Origin of the sequence: Saccharopolyspora elongata, from assembly GCF_004348985.1 — a bacterium.
Taxonomy (GTDB): domain Bacteria; phylum Actinomycetota; class Actinomycetes; order Mycobacteriales; family Pseudonocardiaceae; genus Saccharopolyspora; species Saccharopolyspora elongata.
Genome location: NZ_SMKW01000028.1, coordinates 97,573 through 117,115, shown reverse-complemented (window position 1 = coordinate 117,115; position 19,543 = coordinate 97,573). Strand labels below are relative to the sequence as shown.

The window sequence follows — 19,543 nt, the reverse complement described above, 5'->3', positions numbered from 1 at the left end:
ATAAAGGACAGGGCTGGGACGGGTGGCGGTGTAGGCGTCGTGGAACCGGTCCCAGTTGACGTCGGTGATGATCTGCGCGGTGTGCCGGTGGGTGAGGGCGGTGTGCAGGGCGTGCAGGGCGGTCTCGGGCGCCATGGGTTGGATGCCGTGGCGGATACCGGTGTTGTGGATCTCGCCCATGCCCTGGTCGTCCCACAGGCCCCAGTTGATGCTGATCGTGTTGTGGCGGTGGTGTTCGGCGAACGCGGTGAGGTAGGCGTGCGCGGGCGAGTAGTTGCCCTGCCCGGGGGCGCCGAAGGTGGCGGCGATGGAGGAGAACAGGACGATCAGCGGGTCCTGGCGCCGGGTCAGCTCGTGGAGGTGGGCGGTGCTGTCGATGCGGTGGCGGAGGATGTGGGCGATCTGCTCGGGCCGGATGGTGTTGATGGTGGCGTCGTCGAGGGTGCCCGCGGTGTGGAACACCGCCGACAGCGGGAACTCCTCCGGCACGGATTCGAGCAGCTCCGCGACAGCGGCGCGATCAGTGACGTCGCAGCCGGCGATCGTGACGCGGCTGCCCAGTTCGGCCAGCTCCGCTCGGAGTTCGCGCGCGCCGGGCGCGTACTCACCGCGACGGCTGGCGAGCACGATGTTCGGGGCGCCCATCCTGGCTAGCCAGCGCGCCACCTGGCTTCCGATGCCGCCCGTGCCGCCGGTGACCAGCGTGGTGCCGGTCGGCTTCCAGGGCGCGGTGCCGGTGCTGGGTTTGGGGGTGCGGGCGAGCCGTGCGGTGTGGGTGCCGGGGGGCCGGATGGCGGCTTGGTCCTGGGCCCGGCCTTGGAGGAGCGCGGCGAGCCGGGTGGCGGTGCGGTGGTCGGGGGTGTGGGGGAGGTCGATGAGCCCGCCCCAGCGGTGGGGGTGTTCGAGCGCGGTGACGCGGCCGAGCCCCCAGACGGTGCTGTGCGCCGGGTGGGTGAGCGGGTCGTGCGGGCCGGTGGTGACGGCGCCCCGGGTGAGGCACCACAGCGGCGCCGAGATGTCGAGGTCGCCCAGGGCCTGGATGAGGGCCACGGTGGATGTGACTGCGCGAACGGCGGTTTCCGCCGTTATGTCCTCTGTGGATTCTTCGCCGGGGGCGGCGAGGAGCGAGATGATCCCGGCCAGTGGAGCGATGTCCTCGAGTTCACGGCGAATGAGCTCTGCGAAGGCGTCGCGGTCGAGCGGCTCGACGGTGTCGAGGACCAGTTCATGCGCTTGCGCGCCGTGTGCGTTGATCGCGTCGGTCACGACTTGTGCAGCATCGGGCGGCGTGATGATGAGCCAGGTGCCGGTGAGGGTCGCGGCGGGCGGCTCTGGAAGAGCTTCCCAGGTGACGTCGTAGCGCCAGGTGTGGGCTGTGGTGTCGTGCCGTTGTTGGTCTCGCCAGGCGGCGAGCGCGGGCAGCACGTCGCGGAGCGGGGTGGCCTCGTCGATGTCGAGGGCTGCGGCGAGCGCGGTTGCGTCTCGGCTCTCGACGGTTTCCCAGAACCCGGTGTCGTCCTGGGCTTCCGCTGCCGTCGCGTGGTCGGCGGCCGGTTCGAGCCAGAAGCGCTCGCGCTGGAAGGGATACGTGGGGAGCGCGACTCGTTCGCGGCCGGACACGACCGCTTCCCAGACGATGGGTGTGCCGTGCGCCCACAGGTGAGCGGCGTTGGTCAGGACCGTGTCCGTGCTGGGGTGATCGCGGTGGAGGCTGGTCGCGGTGACGACATCGGCGGCAGTGGTGTCGATGTGGTGCGTGAGCGTGGGCTGCGGACTGGCCTCCAGGAAGACCCGGTGCCCGGTGGTGTGGAGCCGGTTGATGGTGTCGTGGAAGTTCACCGTGGTGGCGAGGTTGGTGTACCAGTACTCGGCACCGAGCCCGGTGGTGTCCAGCACATCGCCGGTGACGGTGGAGTGGAACGGGATTTCGGCGGCTCGCGGGGTGAGTCCGGCGAGTTGCTCCAGGAGCGGCTGCCGGAGGTTCTGGACGTGGTGGCTGTGGGAGGCGTAGTCCACGGGCAGCAGCCGCGAACGGACCCCCTCGTTGGTCAGCGTGGCGTGGAGGTGGTGGATGGCGTCGGTGTCGCCGGAGAGCACGGTGGCGGTGGGGCTGTTGATCGCGGCCACCGAGACCTGCTCGTCGAGGTAGGGCTTGAGGTCGGAGAGGGACAACGGAGCGGAGAGCATGCTGCCGTGTCCGGCCAGATGCGTGTGGATGAGTTGGGATCGCAGGGCGACGATGCGTGCGGCTTGGTCGAGGTCGAGGGCGCCTGCGATGTGTGCTGCGGCGATTTCTCCCTGGGAGTGGCCGACGACGGCCGCCGGCCGAACTCCGAGCCCCTGCCACAGCCGGGCCAGGGAGACCATGACGGCGAACAGCGTCGGTTGGACGATGTCCACGCGTTCCAGGGACGCTCCGTTGCGGAGCAGGTCGGTGACCGACCAGTCCTGGTACCTCGACAGCGCCTGATCGCATTCGGCCATGGCAGCGGCGAACACCGGGCTGATGTCGAGCAGCTCGCGGCCCATACCGGACCATTGGCCGCCCTGGCCGGGGAAGACCAGCACCACGCGGTCGGCATCGGCGGCCACGGGGCCCGCGTTGCGCACCAGGCGTGGCGACCCTTCGCCACCGGCGAACGCGTGCAGCCGGGTCAGGAACTCGTCGGCGCTGCCGCCGAGCACCACGGCGCGGTATTCGAACGCGGCCCGGGTGGTGGCCAGCGACCACGCCACATCCGATGGATCCCAGTCCTCCTGATCGCGGAGGTAGGCGTGCAGGCGCGCAGCCTGGTCGCCCAGGGCGTCGGGTGTCTTGGCGGAAATCACCCACGGCACCAGCACATCGCCGAGCCCCTCGGTGGTGTCCACGAACACGGCCTCGCCAGATTTGTCCGTTGTGGACCCGATCGCCGGTTGTTCGAGGATGAGGTGCGCGTTGGTGCCGGAAACGCCGAAGGAGGACACGGCGGCGCGACGCGGCCGGTCGCTTTCCGGCCACGGCTGCGGCTCGGTGAGCAGCGCGAGGGTGCCGCTGGTCCAGTCGATGTGCGGCGATGGTTCGCCGGCGTGCAGCGTGACGGGCAGTTCGTCGTGGTGGAGGGCCTGGATCATCTTGATGACGCCCGCGACGCCGGCCGCTGCTTGGGTGTGGCCGATGTTGGACTTCAGCGAGCCCAACCACAACGGCCGTTCGGTGCTGTGGTGCTGACCGTAGGTCGCCAGCAGCGCCTGGGCCTCGATGGGATCGCCCAGCGACGTGCCGGTCCCGTGGGCCTCGACGGCGTCGACGTCGGCGGCCGTGAGCCCGGCGTTGGCCAGCGCCTGCAGGATCACGCGTTCCTGCGACGGGCCGTTCGGCGCACTGAGCCCGTTGCTGGTGCCGTCCTGGTTGACCGCACTACCGCGGATCACGGCCAGGACCTGGTGGCCGTTGCGCTCGGCATCGGAGAGGCGTTCCAGCACCACCACGCCCGCGCCTTCGGCCCAGCCGGTGCCGTCGGCGTCCGCGGAGAACGCCTTGCAGCGCCCGTCCTGTGCGAGCCCGCGCTGGCGGCTGAACTCGATGAACATCCCGGGCGTCGCCATGATCGTGGCCCCGCCGGCCAGCGCGAGCGCGGATTCGCCCGATCGCAGCGATTGGCACGCCAGGTGCATCGCGACCAGCGACGACGAGCAGGCGGTGTCGACGGTCACCGCCGGTCCCTCCAGGCCCAGCAGGTAGGAGATCCGGCCGGACGCGACACTGCCCGCGTTGCCGAGGTATCCCTCCGCCTCCGGCGGCGCCTGCCCGGCGAACCGGATCCCGTAGTCCTGGTACATCAGCCCGGTGAAGACACCGGTGGCACTGGTGCGCAGCCCGGTCGGGTCGATGCCCGCTCGCTCCAACGCCTCCCAGGTGGTCTCCAGCAGGAGTCGCTGCTGCGGGTCCATGGCCAGCGCTTCGCGCGGGCTGATCCCGAAGAACGCCGGGTCGAACTGGTCGGCGTCGTGCAGGAACCCGCCGTGCCGGACGTACGACTTCCCCGACGCATCCGGGTCCGGGTCGAAGATCGCGTCCAGGTCCCAGCCGCGGCCGGTGGGGAAACCGGAGATCGCATCGGTGCCCGAGGCCACCAGATCCCACAGCCGTTCCGGCGAATCCACGCCGCCCGGCAGGCGGCAGGCCATGCCGACCACGGCGATCGGTTCGTCGGCGGCCGCGCGCGTGACCACCGCGCGGGAACGGCGGGTGAGCAGCTCGCCGTGCAGGAACGCGGCGAGCGCGCCGGGCGTGGGGTGGTCGAAGACGAGGGTGGTGGGCAGCCGCAGGCCGGTGGCCGCCCCGAGCCGGTTGCGCAGCTCCACCGCGGTGAGCGAGTCGAAGCCGAGCTCGGCGAAGGCGCGGTCGGCGGGAATCCCGTCCGGGCTGCCGTGACCGAGCACGGTCGCGACGTTGTCGCGCACCAGGGTCACGAGGACGCGTACGCCGTCCTTTTCGGACATTCCGGCCAGTCGTCCCGCGAGGGAGCGGGAGTTGGTGCCCCGACGCCGGTGCGGAACCAGATCGCCCAGCAGCGGGGAAAGGGTCGACGACCGCGCAAGGGCGCGCAGCGCCCCGGTGTCCAGCCGCAGCGGCACCAAAACAGGCAGTGCCGTGCCGCAGGCCGCGTCGAACAGCCGCATGCCTTCGTCGGGTTCGAGCGGGAGGACACCCGAGCGGGCCAGGCGATCCCGGTCGGCGGCGGCCAGGTGCTCGGTCATGCTGTGGCTGGTGTTCCACGTGCCCCACGCCAGGGAGCGGGCCGGAGCGCCGTGGGCGACCCGGTACTGGGCGAGGGCGTCGAGGAAGGAGTTGGCCGCCGCGTAGTTGGCCTGGCCCGGCGCGCCGAAGACCCCGGCCGCGGACGAGAACAGCACGAACATCGCCAGGTCGTGGTCGTGAGTGGCCTGGTGCAGGTGCCACGCGGCGGTGACCTTCGGGGCCAGGACGGCGGTCAGCTGCTCCGGGCGCAGGGCGTGCACCGGCGCGTCGTCGAGGACACCGGCGGTGTGGATGACGCCGGTGAGGGGATGCTCGGCCGGGACGTTGCCGAGGAGCTCCCGCACGGCATCGGCGTCGGTGAAGTCGCAGGCCGCGATGCTGACGCTTGCTCCCAGGGCCTGCAGCTCGTCGTGGAGCTCGGCCGCTCCCGGCGCGGCCGGGCCCTGCCGGCTCGCCAGGAGCAGGTGCCCGGTGTGCCGTGCGGCGAGGTGGCGGGCGAGGGCGCTGCCGAGACCGCCGGTGCCACCCGTGATCAGAATGGTGCCGTCATCGGGCAGGGAGACGTCGTCCTGCGGATCGATGGACGTCAAGCGAGGAGCGACAATTGCGTTGCCGCGCAAGGCGATCTGCGGTTCGTCGTGCCGCAACGCGGTTGCGATCGCCCGGTGCACTGCGTCGTCGTTACCGAGCCGATCGGTGTCGACGAGCAGGAATCGGTCCGGGTGCTCGGTCTGCGCTGAGCGCAGCAGCCCCCACAACGCGGCGGTCGCCGGATCCGGAGCTTCGGACGCGTCGACCGCGACCGCGCCGCGGGTGAGCAGCACCAGTCGAGTCGCAGTGGTCTCGGCGCGGCTCAGGAAGTCCTGCACCGCTTCGAGGACCTGCAGGGTCAGCCGCTCCACCAGCTCCGGCGGGGCTTCGCCGTCGCCGGGATCCCGGTGGTCGAGCAGGACGAGCTCCGGGAGTTCGGCGTCGTCGGCCGTTTCGGCCACGGGCGCCCAGGTGACCTGGAACAGGCCGCCCCGTGCTTCGGTCCGCACGGCGGGCAGTGGGCGCAGCGTCAACGACTCGACGGTCGCCACCAGGCGGCCGGTGTCGTCCGCGGTGCTGATCCGGATGGTGTCGGCGCCGGTGCGGGTCATGCGGACACGCGCCGGTGCCGCGCCATGCTGGTGCAGGCGCACACCGGACCAGGAGTAGGGCACTCGGGGCTCGGCGTCCTCGGCCTGGCCGACGAACGCGGTGTGGAGGGCGGCGTCGAGCAGGGCCGGGTGGACCGCCCACCCGTCCGCGCTTCGGAGGGCGTCGGCCCCGATCTCGGCATAGACGCTATCGCCGAGCTGCCAGGCGGTGTGGAGCCCTTGGAACGCCGGGCCGTAGTCGAAGCCGTGCTCGGACACCGCGTCGTAGAGGTCGCCGATGTCGATCGGTGTCGCGCCCGGCGGCGGCCACGCGGTGAACATGGCTTCTTCTTCGTCGAGCGCGTCTTCGAGAAGCACGCCTGTGGCGTGGCGTGTCCAGGAACCGTCGCTCTCGTCCCTCGAATGCAGGCTCAAGGCGGGCTCGCCGGACGCGATGGTCAGGTGCACGGTGAGCCGGCCGTCCACGGGCATCACGAGCGGAGCGTGGAGGGTGAGCTCTTCGACGCCTTCGTATCCGAGCTGCGCGGCGGCATGCAGCGCCATGTCGAGGAACGCCGTGCCGGGGAGCAGGACCGTCCCATTCACCGCGTGATCGGCCAGCCACGGGTGAGCGTCGAGCGAGACGCTCCCGGTGAACACAGTCTCACCGGTGTCCGGCACCTCCGTCCGCGCGGCGAGCAGCGCGTGGCCCGTGCCGGTCAGCCCCAGCTGCGCCGGTTCGCCCGCGGCGCTGGGCACGGTCAGCCAGAAGTCCTCGCGCTGGAAGGGATACGTGGGCAGCGCGATGTGCCGCTCGGCGGGCAGGACCTCGGCCCAGGCGATCGGCGTGCCGTGGGTCCAGAGGCGGGCGGCGTTGGCCAACAGGGTGTCGGTGTCGGACCGGTCGCGCTGCAGGGTGTTCGCGGTGATCGCGTCGGGGTGGTCGATGTGGTGGGTGAGCGTGGGGTGCGGGCTCGGTTCGAGGTAGACACGGTGCCCGGCGGCGTTCAGCCGGGTGATCGTGGCGTGGAAGTTCACGGTGGTGGCGAGGTTGGTGTACCAGTACTCGGCGTCAAGCCTGGTGGTATCCAAGGCATCGCCGGTGACGGTGGAGTGGAACGGGATTTCGCTGGGCTGCGGAGTGAGTCCGGCCAGCTTTTCCAGCAGTTGCTGTTGCAGGGTGCGGACGTGGTGGCTGTGGGAGGCGTAGTCCACCGGTAGCAGCCGCGCTCGAATGCCCTGTTCGATCAGCACCTGGTGGAGGCGGCGGATGGCGTCGGTGTCGCCGGAGAGCACGGTCGCGGTCGGGCTGTTGATCGCGGCGACCGAGACCCGCTCCGAGTCGAGGTACGGCTCGAGGCCGTCGACAGACAGTGCAGTGGAGAGCATGCTGCCGTGTCCGGCGAGGTGCGCGTGGATCAGCTGCGACCGCAACGCGATCACCCGGGCGGCCTGGTCGAGATCGAGTGCGCCCGCGATGTGCGCGGCGGCGATCTCGCCTTGGGAATGGCCGACGACGGCGGCAGGCCGGACCCCGTAGGACTGCCAAACCCGGGTCAGGGAGACCATGACGGCGAACAACGCGGGCTGGATGACATCCACCCGTTCCAGCTCGCCCCCGCTGCGCAGCAGCTCAGCGACCGACCAGTCCTGGTAACGCGATAGCGCTTGGTCGCACTCGTCGAGGGCGCCGGTGAAAACGGGGTTGGTGTCGAGCAGTTCGCGGCCCATGCCGGGCCATTGGCCGCCCTGACCGGGGAAGACCAGCACCACGCGATCCGGGTCCGCTGTCGTGGCCCCGGTGCGCCGGACGATCCGGGGGGAGTCGCTGCCGCGGGCCAGGGTGTGGAGCTCGGCCAGCAGCTCGTCACGGTCGTGCCCGAGGATCACGGCTCGGTGTTCGAGCGCGGCACGGGTGGTGGCCAGTGACCACGCCACCTTCGACGGCGTCCAGCCGGAATCGATCAACAAGTGGCCGTGCAGTCGTTCTGCTTGTGCTGCAAGCGCTTCCGTGCTTCGGGCGGAGATCACCCACGGAACGACGTCGTCACCGGCGCGATCCGCCACCGTGGACGAACCGGATCCCGGACTGTCCTGTGTGGATTCGGGCTGTTCGAGGATGAGGTGTGCGTTGGTGCCGGAGACGCCGAAGGCGGAGACGGCGGCGCGGCGTGGCCGGTCGGTTTCCGGCCAGGGCTGGGGTTCGGTGAGCAGTGCGAGTGTGCCGCTGCTCCAGTCGATGTGCGGCGAGGGTTCGTCGGCGTGCAAAGTCGCGGGCAGTTCGCGGTGCTGGAGGGCCTGGACCATCTTGATGACGCCTGCGACGCCTGCGGCGGCTTGGGTGTGGCCGATGTTGGACTTCAGCGAGCCCAACCACAACGGGCGTTCGGTGGTGTGGTGCTCCCCGTAGGTGGCGAGGAGTGCCTGGGCTTCGATGGGGTCGCCCAGCGAGGTCCCGGTGCCGTGAGCCTCGACCACGTCGATGTCGGATGGGGTGAGCCCCGCGTTCGCGAGTGCCTGGTGGATGACACGCACTTGCGATGGCCCGTTGGGTGCGGTGAGGCCGTTGCTGGCGCCGTCCTGGTTGACCGCGCTGCCGCGGATCACTGCCAGGACGTGATGCCCGTTGCGCTTGGCGTCCGACAGGCGTTCCAGCACGATGACGCCGGCGCCTTCGGCCCATCCGGTGCCGTCGGCGTTGGCGGAGAACGCTTTGCAGCGGCCGTCTTTTGCCAGGCCTCGTTGGCGGCTGAATTCGATGAAGATCCCGGGTGATGCCATGACGGTGACTCCGCCTGCCAGGGCGAGCGTCGATTCGCCGGATCGCAGTGACTGGCAGGCGAGGTGCATGGCGACCAGCGAGGACGAGCAGGCGGTGTCCACTGTGACCGCCGGGCCCTCCAAGCCGAAGGTGTAGGACACGCGGCCGGAGGCGACGCTGCCCGCGCTGCCGTTGCCGAGGAACCCTTCCAGCTCCCCGAGCGAACGACCGGCCAGTCGGGTGGCGTAGTCCTGGTACATCATGCCCAGGAACACCCCGGCGCTGGTGCCGCGCAGCGCCTCGGGGTCGATCCCGGCGCGTTCGAGCGCTTCCCAGGTGGTCTCCAGCAGCAGCCGCTGCTGCGGGTCCATCGCCAGCGCTTCGCGCGGGCTGATCCCGAAGAACGCGGCGTCGAAAGCCGCCGGGGCGTCCAGGAACCCGCCGTGCCGGGCGTAGGACTTGCCGACCGCGCCCGGGTCCGGGTCGAAGAGGTCGTCCAGGTTCCAGCCGCGGTCGGCGGGGAACCCGGTGACGGCGTCGGTGCCGGAGCTCACCAGCTCCCACAGCTCGTCCGGCGAGTTCACCTTCCCGGGGAGCCGGCACGCCATGCCGACGATCGCCACCGGTTCCGTGTCGGAGCCCCGGGACGCGACGACGGTGCGCCGGGTGCCCGCGTTCGTCAGGACGCCCCGGATGTGCTCGGCCAGCCGGGCGGGAGTCGGGTGGTCGAAGACGGCGGTGGTCGGCAGGCTCAGCCCGGTCGCGGCCATGAGGCGGCTGCGCAGCTCGACGGCGGTGAGCGAGTCGAAGCCCAGCTCCAGGAACTGCTTGTCGCCCGGGATGTCCTGGCTCCCGCCGTGGCCGAGCACGGCGGCGGCCTGGCCGCGCACGAGATCCAGCACCGCGCGCGCCCGCTCCTGCTCCGGCAGGTTCGCCAGCCGGTGGATGGGCGCTTCCGGCTTCCGGCGCCGCTGCGGGACCAGCTCCTGCAACAGCGGCGGAACGCCTTGAGTTCGGGCGTGGGCCCGCAGGCTCGTCATGTCCAGCCCGAGCGGCACGAGGTAGGGCAGCGGCGTGCGGCACGCGTCGTCGAACAGGCGAAGCCCCTCATCGAGGTCGAACGCCCGCAGGCCCGCGCGTTCCGCTGCGGTCCGGTCGAGCTGCCCCGCCATGCCCTCCGGCGAGGCCCACGCGCCCCACGCGAGGGACTGCGCCGGCAGGCCGTGGGCCCACCGGTATTCGGCGAGTGCGTCGAGGAAGGTGTTCGCGGCGGCGTAGTTCGCCTGCCCTGGGTTCCCGAGCACAGCGCCAGCGGAGGAGAACAGCACGAAGAGAGCGAGGTCGTGGCCGAGCGTGGCCCGGTGCAGGTTCCACGCTGCGTCCACCTTGGGCCGCAGCACCGCGGTCAACTGCTCCTCGCGCAGGGCGTGGACGGGCGCGTCGTCGAGCACGCCCGCCGTGTGGATGACGCCGGTCAGCGGCTCGTCGTCGGGAATGCCGTCCAGGAGCCGCTGCAGGGCCTCGGGGTCGGTGACATCGCAGGCCACGATGTCGGCCGACGCGCCCAGCTCGTGGCCGAGCGCCTCGGCTCCAGGGGCGGCGGGGCCCTGCCTGCTGACGAGCAGCAGGCGTCCGGTGTGCCGGGCGGCCAGGTGCCTGGCCAGGGCGCTGCCGAGGGCGCCGGTGCCGCCGGTGATGAGGATCGTGCCGTTCGGGTCCGGTGCGGCCGCCTCGCCGGGCTCCGGCGCGGGCCGCAAGCGCGGTACGAACATCGCACCGTCGCGGACCGCGATCTGCGGCTCGTCGTGGTGCAGCGCGTCGGAGATCGCCTGCTCGACGGCCTCGTTCTCCGTCGCGGCATCCACGTCGAGAAGGACGATGCGGCCGGGGTGTTCGTTCTGCGCCGGCCGCAAGAGGCCCCACACGGCCGCCGCGGCCGGATCGGGGACGTCGCCCGGGCGCACCGCCGCCGCGCCCTCGGTGAGCAGCGCGAGGTGGGCGGACGACTCCCGGGCGAGCCAAGACTGCACTTGCGCGAGCGCCTCGTGCGTCAATCTCGTTGCAGCGCAAGCCAGGTCGTCGTCCGTTGACCGGAAGTCCAGGACCACGACCTCGGAATCCAGAGCCAACTCGTCGCCCGGTCGGTGGAACGCGCACCGCTGGCTCGCGGCGGTGGAGTTCCACGTGCGCGGGGACCAGGCGAGCTGGAACAGGCTGCCCTGCCGGTCTGGATCGACCGGCATCGTCAGCTGCCGCAGGACCAGGGATTCGATCGCGGCGACGGGCTGCCCGGTTTCGTCGGCGAGGTCGACGCTCAGGCTTTCGGGACCGGTGCGGCGCAGGTGCACGCGCAGCCGCGAGGCGCTGCCGTGGTGGACGCGGACGCCGCTCCAGGAGAAGGGCAGCGCGCCTTCGCCGTCCTCGGCGAGGAACGCGGTGTGCAGGGCCGCGTCCAGCAGCGCCGGGTGGATGCCCCACGTGCCCGTGCCTTGGTCCTCCGGAAGCGCGACCTCGGAGTAGAGGTCGTCGCCGAGCCGCCAGGCGGCGTGGAGACCCTGGAAGGAGGGGCCGTAGTCGAAGCCGAGCTCGGCGAGGCGGTCGTAGAGGTCGCCGACGTCGATCGGCTCCGCCTCCGCCGGCGGCCAGCTGGTGAGGTCCGGTTCCGGCGCCGGATCGATCACACCGAGGGTTCCGGCGGCGTGGCTGGTCCACGGCCCGTAGTCGCGGCGCGAGAACACGTTCAGCGCGGAACGGCCGGTGTCGCCGTCCGGTTTGACGGTCAGGCGCAGCGTGATGTGGTCGTGCCGGGGGAGCGGGAGTGCAGTGTGGACGGTGAGGTCTTCGAGCTCCTGGTCCAGTTCCGCAGCGGCGTGGACGGCCATGTCGAGGAAGGCAGTGCCGGGCAGCAGCACAGTGCCCTGCACGGCGTGGTCGGCGAGCCAGGGGTGGGTGTCGAGCGAGATCCGCCCGGTGAAGACGATCTCGTCGGTGTCCGGCGACTCGACCCGGGCCGGGAGCAGCGGGTGCGCGGCGGCGGTCATGCCCAGGTGCTCCGCCGCGCCACCGGGCGGCGCTTCAAGCCAGAAGCGCTGGCGCTGGAAGGCGTAGGTGGGCAGGTCGAGAAGCCGGCCTTGCGGCAGCAGCGCCGCCCAGCGGGGCGACAGGCCGGTGGTGTGGGCGCGGGCGAGGGCATCGAGGTACGCGGTGGTGTCGTCGGTGCCGGCCTGCAGGGTGGGGTGTGCGGGCGTGTCGAGGGCGGACCTGACGAGAGTGGTGAGGGTGGCGTCGGGGCCCAGCTCCAGGTGGTGCGTGACGGCGTGGTTCTCGTGCAGCCAGGTGAGCGCCGGGTGGAAGCGGACCGGCCGGCGGATCTGGCGGGCCCAGTACTCCGGGGTGGCGATGTCGTCGGTGGGGGTCCCGGTGACGGTCGAGACGATCGGGATCGTCGGCGGGTGGTAGGTCACATGCTCGGCGATCCGCGCCAGCTCGTCGACGAGCGGATCGCAGTGCGCGGAGTGGAACGCCCGGCTGGTGTGCAGTTCCCGGACCGTGCGGCCCCGGCCCCGCCAGATGTCGGCGATGGCCCGCACCGGGCCGTGGTCGCCGGAGATGACGGTGGACCGGGGCGCGTTGATCGCGGCGATGCCGACGCCGCTGCTCGGGTCGAGGAGCTCGGGGTGCGCCTCGGTGAGCTCGTCCTCCCCGGCCTGGATCCCGGCCATCACACCGGTGTCGGGCAGGGCGTGCATCAGCCGGGCCCGCCCGGCCAGCAGCGCCGCCGCGTCCGGCAGGGAGAACACCCCGGCCAGGTGGGCGGCGGTGAGCTCGCCGACGGAGTGGCCGATGAGGTGGTCCGGGGTGATGCCGTGGTGTTCCAGCAACCGGAACAGCGCCACCTGCAGCACGAACAGCGCGGGCTGAGCGACGAGCGTCTGCTCGACCTCTTCGTCCCGGCCGTGGAACACGATCTCCGACAGCGGCCGGTCCAGCCCCAGCAGCGGGTCCAGGTGCGCACACGCCTCGTCCCAGGCCTGCGCGAACACCGGGAACGCCTCGTGCAGCCCGCGGCCCATGCCAGGCCGCTGGCTTCCCTGACCCGACAACAACATCGCGGCGCTCGGATCGCCCACCGCGATACCGCGCACCACGCCGGGGTTTTCCCCGGCGCGGGCGATGGACTCCAGCCCGGTCAGCAGTTCCTCGCGGTCGCCACCCAGGACCGCGGCCCGGCAGTCGAAGCTCGCCCGCGAGCTCAACGACGAGCCGACCGCCTGCGGTGCCCAGTCGGCGTCCTCCCGGAGCCGGGCGAGCAGCCGCGCCGCCTGTCCCTGGAGCGCTTCGGGGCTCTGGGCGGAGACGATCCACGGAACAGCAAGCGAGGATTCATCCTTTGTGGACTCTTCTGCCGGCGCCTGCTCGATGATGAGGTGGGCATTGGTGCCGGAGACGCCGAAGGAGGACACGGCGGCGCGGCGAGGCTGGTCGCCTTCGGGCCACGGCCGCGCTTCGGTGAGCAGCGCGACGCTGCCGCTGCTCCAGTCGACGTGTGGTGACGGTTCGTCGGCGTGCAGCGTGGCGGGCAGTTCTTCGTGGTGCAGCGCCTGGATCATCTTGATGACGCCCGCGACGCCCGCGGCGGCCTGACTGTGGCCGATGTTGGACTTCAGCGACCCCAGCCACAAGGGCTTCTCGGCGGTGTGGTGCTGTCCGTAGGTCGCCAGCACGGCTTGGGCCTCGACGGGGTCGCCCAACGACGTCCCGGTGCCGTGCGCTTCGACCACGTCGACGTCGGCCGGGCGGAGCCCCGCATTGGCCAGCGCCTGCAGGATCACGCGTTCCTGCGAGGGCCCGTTGGGTGCGGTGAGCCCGTTGCTCGCGCCGTCCTGGTTCACCGCGCTGCCGCGCACCAGTGCCAGCACGCGGTGGCCGTTTCGCCGGGCGTCGGAGAGCCGTTCCAGCACCACGACGCCTGCGCCTTCGGCCCAGCTCGTCCCGTCCGCAGCTGCGGAGAAGGACTTGCAGCGGCCGTCCTGCGCGAGCCCGCGCTGGCGGCTGAACTCCACGAACACCGTGGGCGTGGACATGACCGTGGCGCCGCCGGCCAGGGCGAGCGTCGATTCGCCGGCGCGGAGGGACTGGCAGGCCAGGTGGATCGTGACGAGCGACGACGAGCAGGCGGTGTCGACGGTGATGGCGGGGCCCTGCAGCCCGAAGGTGTAGGCGATGCGGCCGGAGGCGATGCTGCCCGCGCTGCCGTTGCCCACGTAACCCTCGAACTCCGGCGGGATGTGGTGAACCAGCCGGGCCCCGTAGTCCTGGTACATGATCCCGGTGAACACGCCGGTGCTGGTGGTGCGGAGGGCCCGGGGGTCGATGCCCGCGTGTTCCAGCGCTTCCCACGACGTTTCGAGCAGCAGGCGCTGCTGCGGGTCGATCGCGGCCGCCTCGCGGGGGCTGATGTTGAAGGGCGCGGGGTCGAACTGGTCGGCCTCGTGGAGGAATCCGCCGTGGCGGGTGTAGCTGGTGCCGGGGTTGTCCGGGTCGGGGTCGAAGAGGGTGGCGAGGTTCCAGCCGCGGTTGGTGGGGAAGCCGGTGATGGCATCGGTGCCGGAGGCGACCAGCTGCCACAGCTCGTCCGGCGAGTGCACGCCGCCGGGCAGGCGGCACGCCATGCCGACGATCGCGATGGGCTCGTCGGTGGCGGCGGTGCGGGCGGGCGCGGCGGCGGCCTGCTGAGTCCGGGGGAGGAGCTGGCGGTCGAGGTAGGTGGCGAGTGCTTCCGGGGTGGGGTGGTCGAAGGCGAGGGTGGTGGGGAGTTGCAGGCCGGAGGCGGTGGCGAGCCGGTTGCGCAGTTCGACCGACGTGAGGGAGTCGAACCCGAGGTCCAGGAACGGGCCGTCGGCGGGAATCGCGGTCGCACCGGCATGGCCCAGCACCGTCGCCGCCTGGGTCCGGACCAGATCCAGCAGGGCCTTGTGCCGCTGCCGGTCGGGCAGGGCCGCGAGCTGCTGGGTGAGTGCTCCGGATTGGCCGGCGGTGCGCCGGGAAACCAGCTCGCTGAACAGCGGCGGGAGGGAAGCCGAGCGCGAGTAGCGCCTGAGCGCCGCCCGGTCCAGGTCCAGGGGCACGGGATTCGGCCGCGCAGAACGAAGTGCGCCGTCGAACAGCGCGAGACCGTCGGCCTCCGCCAGCGGCATGACCCCGGCGCGGGTGAGGCGTTCCACATCGCCCCGGTCCAGGCCGCTCGTCATGCCGTCGCTGGTGTTCCAGGGGCCCCAGGCGAGGGAATGCGCGGGTTGGCCGTTGGCATGGCGGTGTTGGGCCAGCGCGTCGAGGAAGGTGTTGGCGGCGGCGTAGTTGGCCTGGCCGGGGTTGCCGAAGATCCCCGCGATGGACGAGTAGAGGACGAAGAACGCCAGATCGCGGTGCTGCGTGGCGAGGTGGAGATGCCAGGCAGAGTCCACTTTGGATTTGAGAACGGCGGCGAGCTGTTCAGGTGTGAGCGCGTGGACGGGGCTGTCGTCGAGAACTCCGGCGGTGTGGACGACGCCGGTCAGCGGTCGTTCGGCGGGGATGTCGCCGATCAGTGCGGAGAGCTGCTGCGGGTCGGTGACGTCGCAGGCGGTGATGGTGACCGCTGCACCGAGTTCGTCCTGAAGTGCTTGGGCGTTGGGGGCGGCCGGGCCTTGGCGGCTGGCCAGGAGGAGGTGGCAGTCGGGGTGCTGTGCGGCGAGGTGGCGTGCCAGTGCGCCGCCGAGGGCGCCGGTGCCGCCGGTGATGAGCACGGTCCCGCCGGAGAGCTCCACCGTTCCGGTCGCCGGCGCCGCGGCCGTCAACCGCGACACGAACACCGCGTCGTCTCGCGCGGCGAGCTGCGGCTCGTCGTGGCTCACGGCCGTGGCGATCAACCGCTCGACGGTGCCGGCGTCGGCGCCGGAATCGACGTCGACCAGCAGGATCCGGCCCGGGTGCTCGGACTGTGCGGACCGCAGCAGCCCCCACAGCGGCGCGGTCGCCAGATCCGGGGCCTCCTCGGCGCTGACGGCGACCGCACGATCGGTGAGCACCACCAGCAACTCACCGGCCGTTTCGCCCTCGCGCAGCCAGTTCTGGACGCGGAACAGCAGCTCGTCGGCCAGGCGCCCGGCCAGCGCAGGGATGTCTTCGTCCGCGTCGGCCCCGGCACTCCGGTAGTCGAGCAGCACGACATCGGAGTCGAGATCGGCCTTCCGGTCGTCGGTGATCGGTAGCCAGTCGAGCTCGAACAGGCGGCCCGATTCGGCGCGCCGCGGAGCCCCGGCCAGCGGCCGCAGTGTCAGCGACTCGACCTCCACCACCGGATGCCCGGACTCGTCCGCGGCCGTGATCCGCACCGCATCGGCGCCGGTGCGGGACGTCCGCACCCGCAGCCGCGACGGGCACCGGCCGTGCAGCCGGACGTCCGCCCACGAGAACGGCAGCCGGATCCGGTCTTCGTCGCCGCTCCAGTCCAGCAGGAACGTGGTGTGCAGGACCCCGTCGAACAGCGCCGGGTGCACCGCCCACTCCCGGGTGTCGTGCTGCTCGGAGAGCTCGATCTCGGCGAAGACCTCGCCATCGCGTTCCCAGGCGGCGTGGAGCCCCCGGAAGGCCGGGCCGTAGTCGAAGCCGAGGTCGGTCAGCCGGTCGTAGAGGTCCGCGGTGTCAACGGGAATCGCGCCTTCCGGCGGCCACGACGCGAACGCGTCGCCCGCGTGCGGGACGTCGTCGGGCACGAGGGTGCCGGTGGCGTGGCGCGTCCAGAACTCCTCGGGATGAACCTCGTCGGCCGAGACGTCCTGCGAGCGGCAGTAGAGGGTGAACGTCCGCTGGCCGGAGTCGCCGTCGGCGGTGATGGCCATGTGCAGCGCGACCTGCCCGTGGTCGGGCAGCGCGAGCGGCGCGTGGATGCTCAGGTCGGCGAGCCGGCACCCGACCTGCGCGGCGGCGTGGAGCGCCATGTCGAGGAACGCGGTCCCGGGGAGCAGGACGTTGTTCTGCACGGTGTGGTCGGCGAGCCAGGGGTGGGTGTCGAGCGAGATCCGCCCGGTGAGGATCGTTTCGCCGGTGTGGGGCGTGGTGATCCGTGCGGTGAGGAAGGGATGGCCGGTGGTGGCCATGCCGAGTTGTTCGGGCCGTTCGGTGGTCGGCGGGTTGAGCCAGAAGCGTTGGCGCTGGAACGCGTAGGTCGGCAGGTCGAGCGTCCGGGCCGGTGGCAGGAGCGCGGCCCAGTCGGGGCTGAGCCCGGTGGTGTGCGCGCTGACGAGCGCGGTGAGATAAGCGGTGGTGTCATCGGAGTCGGGATGCAGCGTGGCGTAGCCCGGCGTGTCGTGGGTGGTGCCCGCCAGGGAGGTCAGGGTGGTGTCGGGCCCGAGCTCCAGGTGGTGGGTGACGCCGTGGTTCTGGTGGAGCCAGGCGAGAGCGGGCGCGAAGCGCACGGCCTCGCGCACCTGCCGGGCCCAGTAGGCGGCCGTCGCGATCTCGTCGGTGACGGTCCCGGTGACGGTCGAGATGATCGGGATCTTCGGCGGGTGGTAGGTCAGCTGGTCGGCGGCCCGTGCCAGCTCGTCGAGGATCTGCTCGCAGTGAGGTGAGTGGAAAGCCCGGCTGGTGTGCAGCTCTCGCGTGGTGCGGCCCTGGTTCCGCCAGTGTTCGGTGATGGCTCGCACCGGGTCGGCGTCGCCCGAGACCACTGTGGACTGAGGGCTGTTGATCGCCGCGATGGAAACACCGCTCTGCGGGTCCAAGAGCTCGGGGTGAGCGTCGATGAGCTCGCGTTCGCCGGCTTGGATGCCGGCCATGACCCCGTGTGCGGGAAGGCTTTGCATCAGGCGGGCGCGGGTGGCCAACAGGATGGCCGCGTCTGCCAGGGTGAGCACACCGGCGAGGTGGGCGGCGGTGAGTTCGCCGACGGAGTGGCCGATGAGGTAGTCGGGCCTGATCCCGTGGTGTTCGAGCAGTCGGAACAACGCGACCTGAAGTGCGAACAGTGCAGGTTGTGCGACGAGTGTCTGCTGAACCTCGTCGTCCTGGCCGCGGAACACGATGTCGGTGAGCGGCCGGTCCAGTCCCAGTAGCGGGTCCAGGTGTGCGCAGGCTTCGTCCCAGGACGCCGCAAATACCGGGTACGCCTCGTACAGGCCGCGTCCCATGCCGGGCCGTTGGCTGCCCTGCCCGGAAAGAAGCATGGCCACGCGGCTGCGGCGGCTGCTTGCCAGACCGCGGATGATCCCGTCCTGCCCCCGGGCCAGATCGTCGAGACCGGACAGCAGTTCCCGGCGATCACCGACGATCGCGGCTCGGTGCGGGAAGTGGGTGCGGGTGGTGGCCAGCGATCGCGCCACCTCGACAGGCGTCCACCCATCCCGTTCACTGAGGTCGGAAAGCAGGCGTTCTGCTTGCGATGCAAGAGCTTCCGGTGTCTTCGCGGAGATCACCCACGGTACCGGGCCGTCTGCGTTCCCTCCGGCGATCTCGGTGTCCTGTGTGGACTCTCCTCGTGGTGCCTGTTCGATGATGAGGTGGGCGTTGGTGCCCGAAACGCCGAAGGAGGAGACGGCGGCGCGGCGCGGGCGCTCGGCCTCGGGCCACGCCTGCGGCTCGGTAAGCAGTGCGAGGCTGCCGCTGCTCCAGTCGACGTGGGGAGAGGGCTCCTCGGCGTGCAGGGTGGAAGGCAGCCGGCCGTGCTGGAGGGCCTGCACCATCTTGATGACGCCCGCCACCCCGGACGCGGCCTGGGTGTGGCCGATGTTGGACTTCAGCGAAGCCAGCCACACCGGCCGCTCGGAACTGTGGTGCTGACCGTAGGTCGCCAGCAGCGCCTGCGCCTCGATGGGATCGCCCAACGACGTCCCGGTGCCATGGGCTTCCACCGCGTCGACATCGGCCGGGGTGAGTCCGGCGTTGGCCAGCGCTTGCAGGATCACACGTTCCTGCGACGGCCCATTGGGCGCGGTCAGTCCGTTGCTGGCGCCGTCCTGGTTGACCGCGCTGCCGCGGATCACGGCCAGAACGCGGTGGCCGTTGCGCACGGCCTCGGACAGCCGCTCCAGCACGACGATACCGACGCCTTCGGCCCAGCTCGTTCCGTCGGCGTCGGCGGAGAACGCCTTGCAGCGCCCATCCCGAGCCAGCCCGCGCTGGCGGCTGAACTCGATGAACGGGGTCGGCGTCGCCATGATCGTGACGCCGCCCGCCAGCGCGAGGGTCGATTCGCCCGACCGCAGCGACTGGCACGCCAGGTGCATCGCCACCAGCGACGACGAGCACGCGGTGTCCACGGTGACCGCAGGGCCTTCCAGCCCGAGGGTGTAGGACACGCGGCCGGACGCGATGCTGCCCGCGCTGCCGTGGCCGAGGTACCCCTCGAACTCCTCCGGGATGCACAGCGCGAGGCGACCGCCGTAATCCTGGTAGTTCACGCCCGCGAACACGCCGGTCCGGCTACCTTGCAGCGCCGCCGGCGCGATCCCGGCGTGCTCCAATGCCTCCCACGACGTCTCCAGCAGCAGCCGCTGCTGCGGGTCGATCGCGACCGCCTCGCGGGGGCTGATGCCGAAGAACGCGGCGTCGAACTCGTCGGCCTCGTGCAGGAAACCGCCGTGGCGGGCGTAGGACTTCCCGGCGGCATCGGGATCGGGGTCGAACAGCGCGTCCAGGTCCCAACCGCGGTTGACCGGGAAGCCGGAGATCGCGTCCGCGCCGGAGCTCACCAGCCGCCAGAGCTGCTCCGGTGAGCGGACGCCGCCCGGCAGCCGGCACGCCATGCCGACGATCGCCACCGGTTCCTTGGCCGCCGCGGTGAACTGCTGGTGCCGTTGGCGCAGCGACTCGTTCTCCTTGAGCGACAGCCGCAGCGCTTCGACGAGCTTGTCCCGTGAGGTTTCCATTTCGGTCCCT

1 protein-coding gene is annotated in these 19,543 nt (G+C 71.5%); it reads right to left on the bottom strand.

Annotated features, from left to right (window positions below; genetic code table 11):
* Positions 1 to 19,533 (bottom strand): type I polyketide synthase (locus E1288_RS48885; protein ID WP_235883714.1); only part of this gene is annotated, 19,533 nt, incomplete at its 3' end.
* Positions 19,534 to 19,543: the final 10 nt, after the last annotated feature.